This is a genomic window from Psychrobacter pocilloporae (assembly GCF_029872915.1).
Lineage (GTDB): Bacteria > Pseudomonadota > Gammaproteobacteria > Pseudomonadales > Moraxellaceae > Psychrobacter > Psychrobacter pacificensis.
The window spans coordinates 2,207,527-2,228,142 of record NZ_PGFT01000001.1 but is presented as its reverse complement, the minus strand read 5'-3'; the positions used below and the strand labels follow the sequence as shown (position 1 = coordinate 2,228,142).

The 20,616-nt window shown below is 44.7% G+C and carries 17 protein-coding genes; 8 read left to right on the top strand and 9 right to left on the bottom strand.

From position 1 onward, the window contains the following. Positions 1-100: 100 nt before the first annotated feature. Together CUR83_RS09465 and queE are read right to left on the bottom strand one after the other, a co-directional pair. On the bottom strand, positions 101-1,201 hold the full coding sequence (locus CUR83_RS09465) for a multidrug resistance efflux transporter family protein (protein WP_093068796.1): 1,101 nt from the start codon (positions 1,199-1,201) through the stop codon (positions 101-103). Positions 1,202-1,441: 240 nt separating this feature from the next. Further along, positions 1,442-2,173 (bottom strand): 7-carboxy-7-deazaguanine synthase QueE, encoded by a 732-nt coding sequence (gene queE / locus CUR83_RS09460; protein WP_093068799.1) that lies wholly within the window; start codon positions 2,171-2,173, stop codon positions 1,442-1,444. Between the two features lie 290 nt (positions 2,174-2,463). On the opposite strand from queE, the gene CUR83_RS09455 reads away from it, so the two are divergent. Then, positions 2,464-3,212 (top strand): IS5 family transposase gene (locus CUR83_RS09455; protein ID WP_201587701.1). Its coding sequence is split into 2 segments (ribosomal slippage): positions 2,464-2,794 and positions 2,794-3,212, totalling 750 coding nucleotides; the frame shifts between segments, so codons are not numbered across the junction. Between the two features lie 13 nt (positions 3,213-3,225). Here CUR83_RS09455 and dapD read toward each other — a convergent pair. The 3 genes from dapD to CUR83_RS09440 form a co-directional block, all read right to left on the bottom strand. Beyond that, positions 3,226-4,047 carry a 2,3,4,5-tetrahydropyridine-2,6-dicarboxylate N-succinyltransferase gene (gene dapD, locus CUR83_RS09450; protein WP_058025115.1) on the bottom strand — a complete coding sequence of 274 codons (822 nt, stop codon included), beginning with the start codon at positions 4,045-4,047 and terminating at the stop codon, positions 3,226-3,228. A gap of 247 nt (positions 4,048-4,294) precedes the next feature. Next, positions 4,295-5,251 (bottom strand): alpha/beta fold hydrolase, encoded by a 957-nt coding sequence (locus tag CUR83_RS09445; protein ID WP_093068004.1) that lies wholly within the window; start codon positions 5,249-5,251, stop codon positions 4,295-4,297. A 365-nt stretch (positions 5,252-5,616) separates the two neighbouring features. Then, a complete protein-coding gene (locus tag CUR83_RS09440) occupies positions 5,617-6,501 on the bottom strand; it encodes a LysR family transcriptional regulator (RefSeq protein WP_075106643.1) in 885 nt (294 codons plus the stop codon). 164 nt (positions 6,502-6,665) lie between these two features. On the opposite strand from CUR83_RS09440, the gene CUR83_RS09435 reads away from it, so the two are divergent. The 4 genes from CUR83_RS09435 (at position 6,666) to CUR83_RS09415 (ending at position 11,924) form a co-directional block, all read left to right on the top strand. Then, positions 6,666-7,805, top strand: coding sequence for an alkene reductase (locus CUR83_RS09435; RefSeq protein WP_284719534.1), 1,140 nt, complete (start codon positions 6,666-6,668; stop codon positions 7,803-7,805). Positions 7,806-8,352: 547 nt separating this feature from the next. Further along, positions 8,353-9,372, top strand: a complete 1,020-nt coding sequence (locus CUR83_RS09425; protein WP_284719533.1) for a TAXI family TRAP transporter solute-binding subunit — start codon at positions 8,353-8,355, stop codon at positions 9,370-9,372. Next, a complete protein-coding gene (locus CUR83_RS09420) occupies positions 9,350-9,910 on the top strand; it encodes a DUF1850 domain-containing protein (RefSeq protein ID WP_093068016.1) in 561 nt (186 codons plus the stop codon). The genes CUR83_RS09425 and CUR83_RS09420 overlap by 23 nt, the downstream gene beginning before the upstream one ends. Then, positions 9,882-11,924 (top strand): TRAP transporter permease, encoded by a 2,043-nt coding sequence (locus CUR83_RS09415; RefSeq protein WP_201587703.1) that lies wholly within the window; start codon positions 9,882-9,884, stop codon positions 11,922-11,924. Before CUR83_RS09420 ends, CUR83_RS09415 begins: the two co-directional genes overlap by 29 nt. Positions 11,925-12,052: 128 nt before the next feature. On the opposite strand, the gene lipA is transcribed toward CUR83_RS09415, so the two are convergent. Beyond that, a complete protein-coding gene (gene lipA / locus CUR83_RS09410) occupies positions 12,053-13,096 on the bottom strand; it encodes a lipoyl synthase (RefSeq protein WP_093068020.1) in 1,044 nt (347 codons plus the stop codon). Between the two features lie 117 nt (positions 13,097-13,213). After that, the gene (locus CUR83_RS09405; RefSeq protein WP_186474196.1) at positions 13,214-13,624 is read right to left on the bottom strand and encodes a carboxymuconolactone decarboxylase family protein; all 411 of its coding nucleotides are present in this window, start codon (positions 13,622-13,624) and stop codon (positions 13,214-13,216) included. Positions 13,625-13,958: 334 nt separating this feature from the next. Between CUR83_RS09405 and acnB the strand changes: the two genes are divergently transcribed. Beyond that, positions 13,959-16,562 carry a bifunctional aconitate hydratase 2/2-methylisocitrate dehydratase gene (gene acnB, locus CUR83_RS09400; protein WP_284719532.1) on the top strand — a complete coding sequence of 868 codons (2,604 nt, stop codon included), beginning with the start codon at positions 13,959-13,961 and terminating at the stop codon, positions 16,560-16,562. A 229-nt stretch (positions 16,563-16,791) separates the two neighbouring features. Next, positions 16,792-17,235 (top strand): PACE efflux transporter, encoded by a 444-nt coding sequence (locus CUR83_RS09395; protein ID WP_201587712.1) that lies wholly within the window; start codon positions 16,792-16,794, stop codon positions 17,233-17,235. 120 nt (positions 17,236-17,355) lie between these two features. Here CUR83_RS09395 and CUR83_RS09390 read toward each other — a convergent pair whose 3' ends face one another. Next, complete coding sequence (locus CUR83_RS09390) at positions 17,356-18,153, bottom strand: enoyl-CoA hydratase/isomerase family protein (protein ID WP_093068033.1); 798 nt, start codon at positions 18,151-18,153, stop codon at positions 17,356-17,358. 372 nt (positions 18,154-18,525) lie between these two features. Between CUR83_RS09390 and CUR83_RS09385 the strand changes: the two genes are divergently transcribed. Further along, positions 18,526-19,338, top strand: a complete 813-nt coding sequence (locus tag CUR83_RS09385) for an alpha/beta fold hydrolase (protein WP_186474200.1) — start codon at positions 18,526-18,528, stop codon at positions 19,336-19,338. Positions 19,339-19,467: 129 nt separating this feature from the next. Here CUR83_RS09385 and CUR83_RS09380 read toward each other — a convergent pair whose 3' ends face one another. Beyond that, the gene (locus CUR83_RS09380; protein WP_186474202.1) at positions 19,468-20,547 is read right to left on the bottom strand and encodes an HpcH/HpaI aldolase/citrate lyase family protein; all 1,080 of its coding nucleotides are present in this window, start codon (positions 20,545-20,547) and stop codon (positions 19,468-19,470) included. Positions 20,548-20,616 lie beyond the last annotated feature (69 nt).

The following is a 20,616-nucleotide window of genomic DNA, read 5'->3' as shown; positions in this document are numbered from 1 at the left end:
TATTGCCAATTCTTGATCATAAAAAATGATGGGTATTCTCGTTTTAAATGGGTGTTTTGTAGATGAGCCAAACAAAATCAGCCCATTGTTAAATTGTCGTCTAGCCATCTTTTGCAAACAGTATCAAGCCGATGATAATCAGTACAATACCGACCAGACCTAAGGCTGAGGGTAGTGGATTTCCCAGCAGGATCATACCACCAATCAAAGCAAAAATGATTTCACTGGCTTGGGTCGAGTCAACGCCCGCAACCTCGCTTGAGGTCACCGCTTGCTCACGCGCATATAAAAACAGACTGGTCGCGGCCACCCCTGATAACAAGGCGACCAGTAGCGTGTTAAACACCTGCGCGCTGCCCGGTAACTCAGGGCGCACCATGATGCCTAAAACGAGCCAAAATGGCAAACTCCCTACGGTCATCAACCACACTTTGTTAAAGGCATTTTGTAACAGATCCGTCTCGATAACAGGAATACGTCTGATCAGGGTTTGCAGTGTGGAGTTGTTCGCAGTATCACGGTCAGCGCTATGCGTATCAGTAGCATCGTGAGCACTGGCCAATAGCGCTGTTTCTGCACGCATCGGCTGAGAATGCGGCTCACTGTCTTGAAGTTTGGCCTTGTGCTGCTTGGCATTGTAAGAGGCCTGCCAAACCAACTGATTGCCAATAGGGTAGCTAAACGCCGCGATCAGTGCTGGCAGCGCGCCATACAGTAGCATTTGCGTCAGTGGTATGGCATTGGCATCACTAGGCGCGTGCAAACCTTCACTGACGTTGACCAGTACCACGCCTACGAAGACAATCAGGGCATAAAAAATGAATTTTTTATCAAAGCGTTGTCCGAATGCCAGTAAGACAAGCAAACTGGTCACGACGGTAAACATAAAGGTCGCCGCCACAACCCAACCACTGGCGTGATCACCTGCATAACAGATGCCAGTATAAAACACGCCGAAGCCAATACTACCAGTAATGCACCAGAAGCCTATATGTTGACGAAAAATCGTCCAAAGCTCTTTGATGCGTCCCATACCGTGTTGAACAGCAATCATTGCCGTCAGTAGTAGTAGCATAAATACGTAGCGCAAGCTCGCTGACCAAAACCAATGCCCACCAGCAGCGCTCATCAGCTCATTTAATACAAAGGTTGAGCTAAAAAACGCACCTGATAGTAACCCTAGTAAGATCAGCCGAATCATGTTTCCTCCTTGAAAGTACGTGCCTGTATATGGATTTGTATTTATATTTATATACCCCACTCTCAACTTATTTTTCTAAGGTATTGGTTTACTTAGTTTTTAAAATTTCAGTTAAAACAATTAGAATTTTAAATTCTATAAAAATCAAAGGCCTACGATAAGTTGAGATTGGCGTATTTATATTTATATTTATTGTTCTAAATGGATGTTCTATCAGTGACTAGCGTATGGTTTGTCTTTTTATTTGCCTTTGGCATCTGCCCAAATAATTTTGTGTAGTTGCAGCTGAAAACGAACGGGCAAGGCATCTGCCAGCATCCATTCAGCAAGCTCTCTTGCCAACACAGGTACCTCAGGGCTGAGCGCTTCATCGACATCATCTGCCACGTTGAACATCGGCGAAAACCAAACGGTACCGACCAATTCATTTAACTTATGCTCGACTAATTTTTCTTTTGCCCAGTCGTAATCTGTGCGATTCATGATGACAAACTTGATTTGGTCGTGCTCGGTAAGATGATCGAGATTTGACCATAAGTTTTTGTCCACTTCGCCTGAGCTTGGTGTTTTGAGATCCATCACTTTGCTGACGGCTGGTGGTACATTTTGTACCGAGAGCGCGCCTGCGGTTTCAAGGGATATTTCATAGCCATCGCTGAGCAGACGTTTCATCAACTCAATCGCATTTGGCTGTGCTAATGGCTCACCACCAGTCAGGCAAATGCGCTTACATGGATAGTTTTTGATCGTGTCTATGATGGTTTCTAATGACTGACGCTCGCCGCCCGTAAAGGCATATTCGGTATCACAGTAGACGCAGCGCAGCGGACAGCCCGTTAGACGTACAAATATCGTCGGCAAGCCAGAAGTCAGCGCCTCACCTTGCAAGGAATAAAAAATCTCAGTCAAACGTAACCCCGCTTCAGGGTCAGTGACGGGGATAGCGGCGGTGCGCAACAGTGATTCACTCATAATATGTCAAATACAGTTGAAGGTTGATAAGGCGATCAAGCGGTTATCAATCGTAATAAAGAAGAAGGCAGGCTGTGGTATTTGTCGTTTTATGTTTGGATAAAACAAAACCAAAAAACGGATTATAACGCAACGCTCTGCATTAGGGTGCAAAAAAGACGCTGAAGTTTTCTTCAGCGTCTTTAGTAACTATGATTTATCGACGTCCGTACCGTTCAGGTACGAGGCTATAAATATTAAAAATACTAGGGTGTGTTGACATATATAGAATAATTGATAATCATAGTGTTATGACTAGATTAACCCTAAGTGATGCCCAGTGGGCAAAGATAGCACCGTATTGTGCAGGTAAAGAGACCGATGTTGGTAGAACAGCGGTAAATAATCGACTATTTATCGAAGCTGTTCTATGGATTGTCCGAACAGGTAGTCCGTGGCGAGATTTACCCCCTGAATTTGGTAACTGGAACAGTGTTTATAAGCGCTACCGTCGATGGGTAAAAAGCGATAGATTCAGCAAGCTATTTAATGCTCTGAATGACTCAGATTTAGAGTATGCCATGATTGATGGCACTATTGTTAAGGTACATCGTCATGGACAAGGCGCAAAAGGGGGGCTTGTCATCAGGCAATTGGCAAATCAAGAGGCGGTATGACCACTAAAATCATGGCAATGGTTGATGCATTAGGCAACCTTGTTGATTTTACTTTATTGAAAGGACAACAGCATGACATGGCTGGCGTTAAACCTTTAATTAAAGACAAAGAGTTTGGTACATTGCTTGCTGATAGAGCCTTTGACACGGATTGGCTACTGCTAGACTTAGAAGAGCGTGGTAGCAAAGCGGTCATACCCCCTAAAAGCTCTCGTTTAAAGCAACGAGATTTCGATAAAGAAATGTACAAGTGGCGTCACTTAATCGAGAACTTCTTCTGTAAGCTGAAAGATTTCAAGAAAATTGCCATGCGTGCTGAAAAAACGGATGAGTCGTTTGCTGCTAATATCTATTTAGCAGCGACGATTATCCATTTACGGTAATTGTCAACACACCCTAGTCTAAACGTAATAGCTCATTCACAGCAGTTTTTGCACGCGTTTGCGCGTCTACCTTTTTCACGATGATGGCAGCGTACAAGCTGTGTGTGCCGTCTTCTGATGGTAAGCTACCTGGTACGACAACAGAGCCTGCTGGTACACGGCCACGATGGATCTCGCCAGTCTCACGGTCATAGATGCGTGTAGATTGACCAATATAGACACCCATAGAGATGACAGCGCCTTCTTCGACGATCACGCCTTCAACGATTTCAGAGCGCGCACCGATAAAGCAGTTGTCTTCGATGATGGTTGGGTTGGCTTGTAACGGTTCTAATACGCCACCAATACCAACACCGCCTGATAGATGCACGTTTTTGCCGATTTGCGCACATGAGCCAACGGTCGCCCACGTATCAACCATCGCGCCTTGATCGACATACGCACCGATGTTGACATAAGAAGGCATCAATACCGCACCCGCTGCGATATATGAACCTTTGCGAGCAACGGCTGGTGGTACCACACGGACGCCTGCTTCTTTGAACTGTGCTTCGGTCCAATCTGCAAATTTCGTTGGCACTTTGTCATAGAACTGCACATGCTCGCCCGCTGCTTGAACGTAGTTGTCGTTCAAACGGAACGATAGCAGTACTGCTTTTTTGGCCCACTGATTGACGACCCATTCGCCATCTTTCTTTTCGGCAACGCGTAGGCTGCCGTTATCTAACTGCTCGAGTACTTGCTCAATTGCGTCACGCACGTCTTGTGGCATGTTGCTTGGGCTGTATTCGTTGCGGTTTTCAAAAGCTTGTTCGATGGTTTGTTGTAATGACATAAAGATTCCTAAAATAAGTAAAAGGGAGAGGTGACTCGTATTTATAGTGACATAACTTGGGCGGACCCGCTTAAAATACAATACTTGTAAAATATGGACGATTGTACAAGATAACTGGGCCAAAAAACTTGCTTGCCATATTGTCGCTAATTTGACCACTTTTAGCAAACAAGTTCAGTATTTCATTATGGCAGTGCTTGAGGAAAAGCGCTCACAAGACTGCTCAAGATGAATTGTTTATCGTGCTTTAAGCGTCTGGTGCAATGTTTTTTATCCACGCTAAAATGTCTTGATAAACCGTTTGATTGTCTGTTTCGTGTAATACTTCATGGCGCATATTGGAATACAGTTGAATGTCAACATGGTTAAATTTTTGTTTATGTAGGCGTTTGACCACGCGGCGAATACCGCGTCCCATGTTACCAATAGGATCATCTTCACCGCTGATAAATAGCATTGGGAAGTTTTTGGCAATGGTGGTGGCCCAGCCTTTATTTAGTCCAGTATCCATCAAAGTAAATAATGTCATAAAGCCATTATTGGTAAAGTCAAAACCAGTCTTTGGATCAGCTTCATAGGCTTCAATATTTGCAGTATTTTCACTCAACCAAGCAAACTGTGAGGATGCGGTGCGTTCCTTTAGTTGACTGTTCAATACCTTATTCATGGTATTGGCAAGTACTGAGTTCGGCTGTCTAGGTGCTACTTTTGCCAATACTTTATTGATAGGTAGCAAAACTTTGGTCAATGGATTGACGTCTGCTGAGCCCATTAATATTGCGCCTGCAAAATTATGCGCATGATGCTTAAGTACGTTACGCACGATAAACGAGCCCATGGAGTGGCCCATCACAAAATGCGGTACATCGGGGTGACGTGCTTTTAGGCTATCTGCCATGACAATCACATCTTTTAGCAGCGACTGCACGGGATGCTCTTCACCAAAAAACCCTAAATCTGCTTTGGTTTTGATGGTTTGACCATGACCAAGATGATCATAGGTTGCGACAGCGATGCCATTGTCCGCCAAGAACTGTGCAAAATCTGCATAGCGACCACTGTGCTCTGCCATCCCATGCACAATCAATAGCGTCGCGCTGATGGCAATATTTTTGTCACTTGGCTCAAAAAAGTTGTGGTGCAAGTAGTGAGTGTTGTCGGAGGAGAGAATGTTATCATTACTGGTATCGAGAGTGTTACTCATATAAGCTTCCTTGACAGGTTTTAATGGTCTATAGTCAATCCACTATAAAAGCGTTACAGCGTTAACCTTGCTTGAATTATGACAGATACATCTGCACTCGGTTGCCTTGTACCGCTCTTAAATTGGATCAACTATATATTTTTTATGGATCGTTATTTCAAAAATGTCGATCAGTTAGGTGGCGTCGTTATGATTTTATTTTACTAGGCGCTGATTGGTCGACCATTTTACCTTATTTTTTTGTGTCACGTGACAGGGTAATGAAATCTATATTTGCTAGCACCATTTAACGACAAAAATGAATGTGATCAATATTCTCTACGCCATTTTTAAGTGGGATTGGCTATACTAACTACTCCTACCCATTATAAATCTCGTAATTGCTCGATTAGCCAACGGTGAATGCCACTGTCATTGGTACGTGGATGCCAAGCGGCTATTATCTTAAAGGTAGGCGGTAGGGCTTCTACTTTAAGCGCTTTAACTTTACTGTTTGGCAGTAGTCGCGCGGGATAAAAAGCAATCATGTCAGTGGTATGCAAAATATCTGGCACAGCTGAAAAGCTAGGCACTGACATCACAATGTTTCGCTTAAGCCCTTTTTCGGCAAACCACTGATCATGAGAACCGCGCAAGTTGGCACGCGAAGGCGATACCACCAGCTGCGGGTGTGCTGCAATTTGTGCCAGTGTTAACACCTTTGTTGCGAACTCGTTTTTATAACCTGTAATGCATAAATGTTGTTCTTCAAACAAAGTGACATAAGATAAATTATCAGGGATAAACTCTGGAAAGGTAAGCAGTAAATCAAGTTCGCCTGCCGCAATAAGCTGATTGATGTTGTCTGAGGCAAAATCTCGCACTATCAATTTTAAGTTAGGCGCTTCACGGCGCGTTAGATTAAACAACTGCGGTAATAATGCCTGCGTCGCATAATCGGTCGCACTAATCGTAAAAACACCTTTATAGGTTTGCGGCGTAAACACATCCGGCTCCAAGAGCACCTCTAACTGTCTTAATATATCGTTAATAGGTTGCTGCATCGATAGTGCTTTTGGTGTGGGCACCATGCTATTTCCTTGACGAATAAACAGACGATCATCAAATAGATCACGTAGCTTACGCAGCTGCTCACTGATAGCTTGTTGGGTTAAGCCCATTTTGCGTGCAACTTTTGATAGGTTCTTTAGATCAAGCAATGCCTGTAGCACTCTGAGCTGTTTGATATCAAGCCGATTTATACCATTCATCATCTGTACCATTAATAATTGTATCTTCAACAAGAAAACGTTGTTTCTAATTGTACCTCTAAAACTTTATGATTACTCATATTACTTAAGTGATCAATAAAACCTTAAAACAACGGATAAATTTCAAGTAATAAGCCTATCTGTTTGCTATAAAAGAGAATATTATGAAACAAACTATTCCTAATACCAGTGCACTGTTTTCGCCTGTAAAACTTGGGCCTTATACGCTTAAAAATCGTATTGTGATGCCACCATTGACGCGCTCTCGTAGCACGCAACCTGGCAATATTCCTAATGATTTAATGGCAAGTTATTATGCCCAGCGTGCTTCTGCAGGCTTTATGGTGACGGAGGGGACACAGATCGAACCTAGAGGCCAAGGTTATGCATGGACGCCAGGTATTCATACGCAAGCACAAATTGAAGGCTGGAAAAAAATCACGCAAGCGGTACATGCCAAGGGCGGTATTATTTTTGCTCAGCTATGGCACGTTGGCCGTGTGTCTCATACTAGCTTACAACCCAACCAAAATCAGCCTGTAGCGCCCTCTGCTATTACTGCTGATAATGTCAAAGTATTCATTGAAACAGGTCCAGGCGAAGGTGCTTTAGCTGATCCAAGTGAGCCGCGGGCACTGAGCACAGAAGAGGTGAGCGAGTTGATAACGATGTACGCTCAAGCCGCTCGCAACGCCTTAGAAGCGGGTTTTGATGGGGTAGAACTGCACTGTGCCAATGGTTATTTAGTGAACCAGTTTATCTCTGAGCATAGCAATAAACGTGATGACCAGTATGGTGGCTCGCTAGAGAATCGTTTGCGGTTCCTAAAAGAAGTGGTTGCTGCTGTGAGTGATGTGGTCGGTGCTGATCGTTTAGGCGTCCGTTTTGCGCTTTTGTTTGCTAGTACCGGTGAGGATCGTGTGTACTTAGGGCTGGTAGAATCAGATCCTCATCATACTTATATTGAAGCGGTTAAAGTACTTGAGAAAGCGGGCATCGCTTATTTGTCCATTGCAGAAGCTGATTGGGATAATGCACCTGATTTACCAGAGTCCTTTTATCAAGCGGTTAGAGCTGAGTTTTCAGGACGTATTATTTATGCGGGAAAATACACTGTAGAGAAATCGCTCAATATGTTATCTAAAGGTTATGGTGATTTATTTGCTTTTGGTCGTCCTTTTATTGCTAATCCTGATTTACCGGAGCGCATAGCTCATCATTGGCCGCTCAATGAGGTAGATCCAGCCACAATGTATGGTGGCACGGAAATAGGCTATAGCGATTATCCTTATTATCAAAAGTAGCTATTGAAAAAATAAGGCCATTCGTGGCCTTATTTTTTTATAAAGTGAATACTGGATTATGAAAATAATCGAAAATGGCGAACGGTTAATCTTTAAGTTCTCACACAAAAAAGATATCGTTCGCTATGCCTCGCACCATGTTCAAAGATGAACACTGGACAAGACTGAAACCTATATTACTAGAACTTAATATCTATGTCATACTTCAAGCGAGGTTAACGCTGTAACGCTTTTATAGTGGATTGACTATATACAGCGTAATGCATGCACATAAACCGTGATAAAGGTTTACAACAGCATCGAAATTTGGTTAAATAAAGTTGAAACTAAGTTTCACATAGCGAAACAATATAAGTTTTGGCTATGATAAAAGATGCAAGTATTTTCTCAAAAAGCCTGAAATATAAGGCATTGAAAGCAAAAGAGAAAACAGTCTTTTGTTTATTTATCACAAAAATTGCTATATTATTACTCAGGTGTAACGGATTAATACCTATATATTAATGCCGTTTATTGTATTAAATCGATTATTTCAAGGATGAACTTAATGCTCACTTCTCTAAAATCTCCCTTACTTTTTTCAGCGATATTAAGCGCCATGCTAGGCTTAACCGCCTGCTCATCGCCAAGCTCAGAAGGCAATGAGACGGCTGCTGCGGATAGTACGTCAGCTGATGCGGCTACCGATACACTCGATACTAAGTTCCTAACCATTGCCACAGGCGGTGCGTCTGGCCCTTATAACATCATCGGCACTGCATTGTCCGAAGTCTATGTAAAAAACTTTGGCGTTAACTCAAAGACACAAACCACGGGCGCATCGGTCGAAAACGTCAATCTATTGACCCAAGGCAAAGTCGATATGGTCTTGGCGCTCAGTGATGTGGTCACGGACGCGGTCGAAGGCAAAAATAACTTCGATAAGCCTATTGACAACATCCAGCAAATTGCCGTTTTGTATCCTAACGTCGTGCAAATCGTGACCACGAAAGACACGGGTATCAAAAATATTGAAGATTTGAGAGGCAAGCGCATCGCAGTTGGTGATCAAGGCTCTGGTACCGAAGTCAATGCGCGAACCCTACTAGAAGGGTTTGGTATCACTTATGATGACATCACTGTCGATTACTTGGGCTTTGCTGAAGCAGCTGATGGTATGAAAGCGGGCAAGATTGAAGCCGCATTCTTTAGTAGTGGTCTGCCAAACTCATCGCTTATGGAGCTAGAGCAAGGCGTGGATTTGCAGTTGGTTACTATTGATCAAGACAAGCTAAAAGAAATCATTGCAACCAAGCCTTATTTCAATACCTTTGAGATTCCTGCTGGTACTTATGGCAATGATGCTGCGATTCCAACTGCCGCAATCATGAATGCGCTATTGGTGAACTCTGATCTGTCTGAATCTGATGGCTACAAATTGACTAAGGCGTTATTTGATAATCTGGACGGTCTAAAAACGGCACACCAAGCGGCCAACGATATCAGTTTAGAAACCGCTCGTGACGGTATGGTTGCCCCAATCCATCCTGGCGCTAAAAAGTACTATGACGAACAAGCCGCCAAATAATTTATTATGGTTATCGACTGGCGCTGCAGGACTTGCCGCGCTGGTTTTTTTGACCCTATGGATAGGTGTCGCGCGTCAGTCTGTGGTCGAAGTGCGTGTTGCGATAGCGGGTAGCGACGACAAGGTATGTTATTTCACTGACCCTGACTTTCAGCTGCGCTGGATACATTCTGTAGAAAAGCAGTGGTGGGAAGAGCAGTACCAACGCATAGAAAAAAGCAGCACAGAAGAGGCTATGCTACTCCTCACCACCACATACTTTGAAGCATTTGGTGCTGGTACGCCTTCGACCGAACCCCTGGCCCCCATACAAAAACTTGGCTATCTGGGTTACCAAATCAATGAAAAACTACCTAGCCTAAATTGGGTAGTCTCTAGACTGACCAAAGGCGAGATCGATTATACTGGTCACCGTTTTTTGATTCATCAGTGGGTGCCGGATTATTCTGAAGTGGTGATCATGCCTAAGACGTATGGTTTAATTGATAGATTTAAAAAGGACTTGTGTCATGAACTCCCAAGTGACGGATCACGGTAGCGTGAATACCACGCCAGATGCCAATGTTGATAAAGATGCTGATGCAGATGCGATCAACAAAGCAGTACTGGAAAAATATGACCGAGAGTCAATCACACGTCATATTACGCAAGGGCCAGTAAAGTATTTCATTGCTGGTATTTGTATACTCTATTCACTTTTTCATCTTTATATTACCTTTAACCCGATGCCTGCATTGCTACAGCGCTCTGTACACGTCGGTGTTGGTTTTGCCTTAATTTTCTTGATTTTTCCCGCCAGTAAAAATAGCAGTCGCAGTCGAGTCGCTTGGTATGACTGGATTTGGTTTTTATTGTCTTTATCTGGTATGAGCTATTTGATCTACGAATATCAAGACATTGTGACCTCACGTGGTGGCATGGCCAATCCGCTTGACGTGATATTTTCGCTGATCACGGTGGTCTGTGTGCTAGAAGGCAGTCGCCGTATCACCGGTTGGATTTTGCCAATATTGGCAGGGATATTTTTGGCCTATCCGTTTGTCAGTCACATGGATTTCATGCCTGATAGATTGCTGACTCGTCCTTATGACATGGGCGATATTTTTGGTCAATTATTCCTAAAAACCGAAGGTCTTTATTCTGTTGCGATTGGCGCGTCAGTGACCTTTATCTTTTTGTTCATTCTCTTTGGTGCATTCTTGGCACGCTCAGGAATGGGACAGCTGTTTAATGATTTGGCATTAGCCATCGCAGGTCACAAAAAAGGAGGACCTGCAAAAGTCGCGGTGATTTCTAGTGGCTTTATGGGCAGTATTAATGGTTCTGCATTATCAAACGTGGTAAGTACGGGTGCCTTTACCATTCCATTGATGAAAAAGGTTGGTTATCATAAAGATTTTGCAGGCGCGGTTGAGGCCAGTGCCTCGGTTGGCGGACAGATTTTGCCACCGATTATGGGAGCCAGTGCGTTCATTATGGCGGAGACCACTGGTCTGCCGTATAGTACGATTGCGCTTGCCGCTTTATTGCCTGCGATATTGTACTACTTAGGGGTCATTGCACAAGTGCACTTTCGCGCTGGACGTCGTGACCTAAAAGGTATCGCCAAAGAGAGCTTACCCGCGGTAAAAGAAGTGTTAAAAGCTCGCGGTCACATGCTATTACCGATTGTCTTTTTGATTTTCTTATTAATCAGAAATGTACCTGTGGGATATGCAGCTGCTTATACGATTGGTTTTACCGTGGTAATCAGTATGCTACGTGCTGAAACACGTATGAGCTTCTCTGATATTTTGGGTGCATTAGAAGACGGTGCGCGCCAGTCGCTCGCGGTTATGGCGGCTTGTGCAGTCGTCGGTATTATCATTGGTGTGGTCAGTCTGACCAGCTTTGGTACGGTAATGACATCTTCTATCGTGACCTTAGGCGCAGGGTCATTGTTCTTTACGCTTATTTTGACGATGCTCGCATCAATGGTCTTGGGTATGGGGCTACCTTCTATTCCTGCCTATATCATTACCGCGACCATGGCAGCCCCGGCATTGGCAGGGTTTGATATTCCAATCTTGTCAGCGCATATGTTTGTCTTCTACTTTGGTATCTTTGCCAATATTACTCCGCCTGTGTGTCTGGCTGCTTTTGCTGGTGCGGGTATATCCGGTGGCGACCCGATGAAAACAGGGTTCTTGTCGCTCAAACTGGCACTTGCCGGATTTATCGTACCATTTATGTTTATTTATAGTCCGACGATGCTCATGATAGATCCGACGGGGCTGGCTGTCACGGCAAAAGATTTCCCGCTACCGCCTATTTTGGATATTATCACAGTCGTTGTGACCTCAGTGACAGGTGTGATTGCATTAAGCTCAGCGCTTGAGGGGTACTTCAGAGGTGAGATGAATACCATAACCCGTATCATCTTAGCGATTGGTGCCTTGTTATTGATTTATCCTGAGTTGATGACAGGTATCGTAGGCGGTGTGATTGTACTTAGCATTGCGGTATTCAATATAAAGACAAGTGCGGCACCAACGCCGACAGTGAGTGTTTAGTTTTAGCCACTGATATTAGAGTAAGTCATAAAAAAGGGTGAATAACAAAATATGTTATTCACCCTTTTATATTTTTAGCTATTATCTTTAGTACTTTGATATTGGTTTAACAACAATCAAATCAGCAATTAGCAGCCAAGTTTGCCTTCCGCTTCTAATGCTTTTTTGCTGCGGATAGGTGCTGGGCAATCTTCGCCATAGTACTGACGATCAGCAAAGTAGCTTGAGCGTACCATTGGGCCTGCCCAAATGTTAAAGAAGCCAATCTTTTTGCCGTAGTCCATATAGCGTTGGAACTCGTCTGGATGGACATAACGGTCAACAGGGGCATGGTTCTTACTAGGCTGTAGATACTGACCAATCGTGATCATATCGACGTCATGCGCTTTTAGATCATCAAGTAGCGCATAGACCTCTTCTTCGGTCTCGCCGAGGCCAACCATAAAGCCGCATTTGGTCGCGATATCAGGGCGACGTTCTTTATAAATCTTAAGCAAGTCGAGTGAATGCTGATAATCAGAACCTGGACGGAAGGCTTTGTATAGACGTGGCACGGTTTCAATATTGTGGTTAAACACATCTGGCGCAGTCTCTGTCAGTAAGTCCAATGCAATATCCATACGACCACGGAAATCGGGTACAAGGATCTCGATCAAACAATTTGGGCTAAGCGCTCTTGACTCGTTTAGCACTTCTACAAAATGTCCAGCACCGCCATCTTTTAGATCATCGCGATCAACAGACGTAATCACGGCGTATTTAAGACCCAAGCCTTGAATGGTCTCAGCGGTATGACGTGGCTCATCCTTGTCTAGCTCGTTCGGGCGACCATGACCGACATCACAGAACGGACAGCGGCGAGTACAGATATCACCCATAATCATAAAGGTGGCGGTGCCGTCACCAAAGCACTGCGCAAGATTCGGGCAAGCAGCTTCTTCACAAACAGTATAGAGCTTTTGTTCGCGTAGTTTGGCTTTGATACGCGCCACCTCGGCAGGTGAGGACATTTTTACTCGAATCCAATCCGGCTTTTTCTTCGCTTCGACTGTCGGGATTACTTTAATTGGGATGCGGGCGACTTTATCGTAGCCACGCAGCTTTTCACCTTGAATGGCTTTTTTTGGTTTTACTCTTGGCGCAGGAATATGGGTTTGTACGGCAGTAGTCATAATCAATGATCTCTTAACCCTTTATAGTATAAGGGTTTATGGAATTATCAGCATGCTTTATAGGTGTCTTTATTATAACAGATATTGCGCTCAGGGTTTATTATTCAACCTTTTGTGCTATGGCTTTTTGTTTAAGTTGTCAATATCTATACCCATCTCATTAAACACTTCGATAGCCGCGCGAAACGCTTCTTGCGTGGCAGGTGCGCCGCAGTATGGGAGGCTATGCATCAGCACTTCGCGAATCTCAGCGACGCTAGCGCCATTGTTGATGGCACCTCGGATATGTCCTTTTAACTCATTTGGGCTTTTTTGCGCAATTAAAAAAGCAATGGTAATCAGTGAGCGATATTTGCGTGGTAGTACTGACTCATCTTGCCATGTGCTGCCCCACGCGTGCTCTATAATCCAGTCTTGCAGCGGCTGAGTAAATCCAGTCGCCGTATCAAGCGAGCGTTTGACATGTGCTTCACCCATCACTTCTGTGCGTACCCTGAGGCCATTATCATAGTTGGTGTTGCTATCCATATTGGCTGTCCTTTGATGTCTTATAGAAATGTCTGATAAAAGCGTATAACAGTCATATGGTGTCTGCGCACTCATAAAGCAAGTTTTTATCAATCAGTGCAGGTACGTAAATACGAGCGATTATAAGGTGTGCAATCATATTATTGATGGGACTATTTTTATAATAAATGTTGGATATGGCCTTACTATGAGCCTTTTGAAGGCTCAGCCATTAACATTTAGAGCGTTTTAAGCTATGATTGCACGGATAATTATTTTCTATAGTATATAGACGCAGGCGGTCATGCTGACTACCCACGTATTGTGCTAACCCCAACTGACGAGGACGACTATTGTGTTAGAAGCTTATCGTAAACATGTCGAAGAACGTGCCGAGCTAGGAACTGTACCGCTACCACTGAATGAAAAGCAAGTAGCAGAATTGGTTGAACTATTAAAAAACCCACCAGCAGGCGAAGAAGCGTTCTTAATGAACCTGCTAGAAAACCGTATTCCTGCTGGCGTTGACCAAGCTGCTTACGTTAAAGCTGCATTTTTGGCTGCTATCTTAAAGGGCGAAACCTCATCACCACTTATCAGTAAGAAAAAAGCGGTCGAAATCCTAGGTACGATGCAAGGTGGCTACAACGTACAGCCATTGGTCGCCGCGCTTGATGACGAAGAGGTTGCTCAAGAAGCAGCTGATGCGCTAAAGAAAACCTTGCTCGTGTTTGATGCATTCAACGATGTCACCGAAAAAGCCGAAGCGGGTAACGCTTTTGCAAAAGAAGTAATTCAGTCTTGGGCTGACGCTGAGTGGTTTTTGAATCGCCCAGAAGTACCAAAGAAATCAACTTATACGACGTTTAAAGTCACAGGCGAGACCAACACTGACGACTTGTCACCAGCCCAAGACGCATGGAGCCGCCCTGATATCCCATTGCATGCACTTGCTATGCACAAAAACTCTCGTGACGGCATTACTGCTGACGAAGAGGGCGTGCGCGGTCCAATGAAGCTTATTGATGAGCTCAAAGAAAAAGGCCACCCACTTGCGTACGTTGGTGACGTCGTCGGTACCGGCTCTAGCCGTAAGTCTGCGACCAACTCAGTGCTATGGCTGATGGGCGAAGATATTCCGAACGTACCAAACAAACGCGGCGGCGGTCTGGTACTGGGTAACAACATCGCACCGATCTTCTTTAACACCATGGAAGACTCTGGCGCCTTGCCAATCGAAAAAGTAGCGGTCGATAAGCTAAACATGGGTGATGTGTTTGACATCTATCCGCATGACGGCAAAATCACCAAGCATGACTCAGACGAGATCATCTCAGAGTTCAAACTAAACTCGCCAACGCTACTTGATGAAGTGCGCGCTGGTGGCCGTATTCCATTGATCGTTGGTCGTGGTCTGACTAACCGTGCGCGTGAGTACATGGGTCTGGGTCATTCAGACGTATTCGCAAAACCTGAAGAGCCAGCTGATACTGGTAAAGGCTTCACCCTTGCGCAAAAAATGGTCGGTAAAGCGTGTGGTCTACCAGGCGTACGCCCAGGTATGTACTGTGAGCCAAAAATGACTACCGTTGGCTCTCAAGATACTACAGGTCCAATGACGCGTGATGAGCTAAAAGACTTGGCGTGCCTAGGTTTCCAAGCGGATCTCGTCATGCAGTCATTCTGTCACACCGCTGCTTATCCAAAGCCAGTTGACGTTGAGACTCAGCACACACTACCTGACTTTATCATGAACCGCGGCGGCGTGAGCTTACGTCCAGGTGACGGTATCATTCACTCATGGCTTAACCGTATGCTCCTTCCAGATACTGTGGGTACTGGTGGTGACTCGCATACTCGTTTCCCAATGGGTATCTCGTTCCCAGCGGGTTCTGGTCTGGTAGCCTTTGCTGCAGCCACTGGTGTGATGCCACTAGATATGCCTGAGTCTGTGCGTGTCCGCTTCGTCGGTGAGCGTCAGCCTGGTATCACGCTACGTGACCTGGTGCATGCCATCCCTTATCAAGCCATCAAAGAAGGTTACTTGACGGTTGATAAAAAAGGCAAAATCAACGAATTCAACGGTCGTATCCTTGAGATCGAAGGTCTAGAAGACCTAACGGCTGAGCAAGCGTTTGAGCTATCTGATGCCTCAGCTGAGCGTAGTGCTGCTGGTTGTACCATCACGCTATCTGAAGAGTCGGTGACTGAGTACCTAAACTCAAACATCACCCTACTTAAGTGGATGATCTCTGAAGGTTATGGCGACGCGCGTACCATCAGCCGCCGTATCGAGCAAATGCAAGACTGGCTTGCGAACCCAAGCCTCATGCGTGCGGATGATGATGCTGAATATGCTATCGACATCACTATCGATATGAGCGAGATCAAAGAGCCTATCCTTTGCTGCCCGAACGATCCAGATGATGCCAAGACCTTGGCAGACGTGGCTGGTGATACCATTGATGAAGTATTCATTGGTTCATGTATGACCAACATCGGTCACTTCCGTGCCGCTGGTAAATTGCTACAAGACGTACCAGCAGGTAGCCTCAAGACTCGTCTATGGATTGCACCGCCTACTAAGATGGATGCACGCCAGTTGATGGAAGAAGGTTATTACAACGTCTACGCACAAGCCGGCGCTCGTACTGAAATGCCAGGTTGTTCACTATGTATGGGTAACCAAGCACGTATCGCACCGAAATCGACTGCGGTATCAACATCAACGCGTAACTTCCCGAACCGTCTGGGTCAAGGCGCGAACGTATACCTAGCATCTGCAGAGCTTGCAGCAGTCGCTGCAGTACTCGGTAAACTGCCAACCAATGATGAATATCAGCAGTACGCTGGCATGCTAAACAGCATGGGTGATGAAGTCTATCAATACATGAACTTCGACCGTATGGAAGACTATACGGAAGAAGCAGACAAAATCAACGTTGCTCAGTTGACCTAATTTTGGTTAAAAATTGAGTTAGCCGTTTTTAAGTAAACAAAACCCCGTATCGTCATGATGCGGGGTTTTTGTTATGAAGGCACCAGCTGATTTTTTATACTATCTTATGTATAATATAAGTGCAGGCGGAAACCGTGGCTCTGCACTCAATTTATCTTTTCTATCTCGGGACGGACCGATACTTTGATACGCACTTCTTTGTTTAAATACAGGTGCTTTGGAGTTTTGGTTGATTACTTTATCCCCACTCAAACGCCGCATTGTCTATGTGGCTGTTTTCGAGATTGTCGCAATCATCTTGTCTACCTTTGTATTAATGAAGCTGAGCAATAGCGATGCGTCAGAATCATTGCCCGTTGCGATGATGGTCTCTCTAGCAGCCGTTATTTGGAACTTTCTATATAATACTGCTTTTGAAGCATGGGAGCGTCGCAGGCATATTGCGTGTCGTACGTTATGGATACGTAGTGCTCATGCGTTTGGTTTTGAAGGTGGGCTGGTGTTGATCTGCTTGCCACTATATATGGTTTGGTATCACGTTGGCTTGCTCCAAGCGTTTATGATGGAAGCTGCCTTGCTAGTGTTTTTCTTAATTTATAATTTCGTATTCACCTTTATTTTTGACAAGATATTTACCTTACCGTATCACTATAAGTCAGTATCTGCTTCTTAACCGCAGACATAAACGAAAAGAGGGCTACCATATTGGCAGCCCTTTTTTTTGATACTATAAATAGCGAGTTATTTGGTTATGAATAAATTTAGCCGTCAAATCAACCCGCTTACTACTCAATCATTTACCTTGATAAACTGGTTTGCGCTTTTCAATAAAGGCGCTGACGCCTTCGATAAAGTCATCGGTTTTTGCCATCATGGTCTGCTGCTCCACTTCCATATCTAATGCCTCGTTCAAACCCATAAACGCGTGCACATTGAACATATGTTTCATAGAGGCTAGGGCTTTACCTGGCAGCTGGCTCAATCTTAGAGCCAATGCTTGAACGGTGGCGTCTAGCTCTTCTGCACTAACCACTTGATTGACGAGATTTAAGCGTGCCATATCTTCTGCTTTTAGCTTATCACCCAGCATCACAAGCTCAGTGGCTTTTGCTGTACCAACCAATTGATTCAATAAATAAATACCGCCTGCATCTGGCACTAAACCAATATTGACAAAGGCTTGGACAAACTTTGCATTATCCGCTGCGATACGAAAATCACAGGTAAGCGCTAAGTTCATGCCAGCCCCTGCTACGGCACCTTCTAATTTGGCAATGATGGGTTTATGGACATTACGTAGCTTTAAGCTGACTTCGCCTGCGCCTTCTACCATGCCCTTTAGTTTGTTTGAAATAATGTCCTTGTCCAATCCTTCAGATAACATCTCTTTGATATCGCCGCCACTTGAAAAATTACCACCAGCGCCTTGCAAGATAATGACTCGTACTTGATCATCAGCCGCTGCTTTATCTAGCGCTATTAACACGTTGTTTTTTAGTGGCGTGCCAAACGCATTTAAGCTTTTTGGATCGTTAAACGTAATGGTGGCAATGTGATTATTCACTTGATAATCAACGATAGACTGTGACATTTGAGATTTCCTTATTTTCAATGACTGTGTTAAGCAGCGATTTTTGGTACCCGTATAAAAGACAGCGGGACAAATTGATGGTAATAAATAACGCAATGCTGATTACTATAGCAGCTTGCGCGCATTATAAAAGCAGGTTTTGTGGGCGCTTAGGACACATCTACATGGCGGTTAGCTCTTTGAGTTGCTCGTATAAACTGCCGCGCCTGTATGAACAAAAAGAGTGTATGAATAAGATACAGATAATACGCATGGTTCATAAAAAGGTGAGTTCCTGACTTATTAATAGATTATGCTACTATGCAGGTAGCGCGCTAGGTCATGCGCAGCCCAACTGATTAATCAAAGTTTTCACCAAACAAGGAAGTGATTATGCCAACGATAAAAGTCAACGATGTCGATATCTATTATGAAGACAGCGCGCCCAATGACACGCAAAAACCCGTTATCGTGTTTGCCCATGGTCTGCTGTGGAGCTCGCAGATGTATGACAAGCAAGTAGAGTATTTTCAAACCGATTATCGCTGCATTGCGTTTGATTTTCGAGGGCAGGGTCAGTCACAGATTACCAAATCTGGCTATGATATGGAGACATTGACTGAGGATACACTTGGCCTAATTGACGCACTCGCTATTGCTAAATGTCATTTTGTTGGGTTATCCATGGGCGGGTTTGTCGCTCAACGTATTGCGCTTAAGCGACCGGATTTGCTGTTATCACTCGCGCTACTTGAGACATCAGCTGATCCTGAAGACCCAAAAAACATTCCTGAGTACCGCAAACTGGTCAAAGCCATTCGTTGGCTAGGGATGAAGCGTGTGAGCAAAAAAGTCATGCCCATTATGTTTGGCAGTACTTTTTTGGCCGACAAGCTGCGCAAATCTGATCGCAAACAGTGGCTGACGATGCTACAAAGTAATCGTAAGGGTGGTGTCGTTAAGGCGACAATGGGGGTCATCGATCGCACTGGCACTTATGAGCAATTGGGTAATATCACGACACCGACACTTATTGTCGTGGGTGATGAAGATGCCGCAACGCCTTACGCAAAGTCTGAGCGCATGCATTTTGCTATCGCTGGGTCGAAGCTTGCTATTATTAAAGGCGCTGGCCATACGTCGACAGTGGAAGAGCCTGATCAAGTGAACCGAGTGCTCAGTCAGTTTTTGACAAGCTGTGTGTAATGCTAAGCTGCTGAGGCAAATTCGCATAAAGTCAGACTGTTTTGGCAGTAGGTTATAACAATTCATAGAAAAGCCGCTACCAGTCATTGATAGCGGCTTTTTTTATCCTATTATGCTCAATACTGACGATTACATCCGTGAGCTATATTGGCTGTGGCCATCATCGATAGTGCCAAATGCTTCTGCACGATTGACGATTTCGGTTGCCCATGCCCGGTGGGTCGCAGGTTCTAGCATGGTATTGTTGTACTTAAATACGGCCTTGGCCTCACTATGTAGAATCGCTTGTGCTTCATCCAATGTACTTAGCGGCACACAGTAGGCTTGCTGCACCAGTGCAATTTGGCTTGGGTGAATGACCGTTTTACCGACCAGTCCCAAACTGACATCATGATTTAGCTCCTGCATAAAAAGGGTTGGCTGATCTAAATACTCAAATACAGGTGCGGTGAGATAAAAACCATGCGGTACAAAGCAGCCAAGCAGCTGATAGGCAAGGGTGCCGATAGGCGTATCATAGACAATGCTATTCTTTGGACGACGCAGGCGCAATGCGGCAAATAAGTCATTACCCCCGATACGTAGCGCAAATACTGGCTGACTAAACGCTTCTTTAAAGGCAATCGCCAGCTCTTGATTATGATGCGGATTGAATAATGCAGCCGTTTCGAGCGTCGGCATCAGCAGATGATCAACGCTGAGGTTCTGACAAGCCATGCGCCAATTGGATAAGCTATACATATCGACTTTTGGCATGACAAAACCATCAATGAGATCAATATGCGCATAATCAGCCAATTGCTGTAGCATCATTGGGCTACGCGGACGTATAAAAACCAGTGGACGCGTTGGGTGCTGTGCGTGAATAGCAGCGGCTCGGGATGGATCATTGATGCTATTGACATGCTCAGCCCACGTACCCAGCAGCGTGCGCAAACGCTCAAGCGCCAACTCCACATCCTCATGACTGACGGCATCTTCTAAACAGATAATAATACTATTGATCGTTGGTAGTTTGTCACGCTTAATCACTTGCCAGATGTCTTGGCGAGTGGCAGGCATATAGAGGCTCGCCCCTAGTTGGTAGGGATGGTGCGTGTGCGGTCTGACCATCGCATGACGCTCAGTAATCAGATGCGCATAAGACAGGGTATCATAGGACTGAGTGTCAAGGTAAGTCGCTGACTCGTTGTTTGTTATATCTGACATAATTGGCATCATAAATAGAGTGTAAAGGGCAAGCGTTCAATCGCGCTAGTGGTGCTCAAGCCAAAAGCA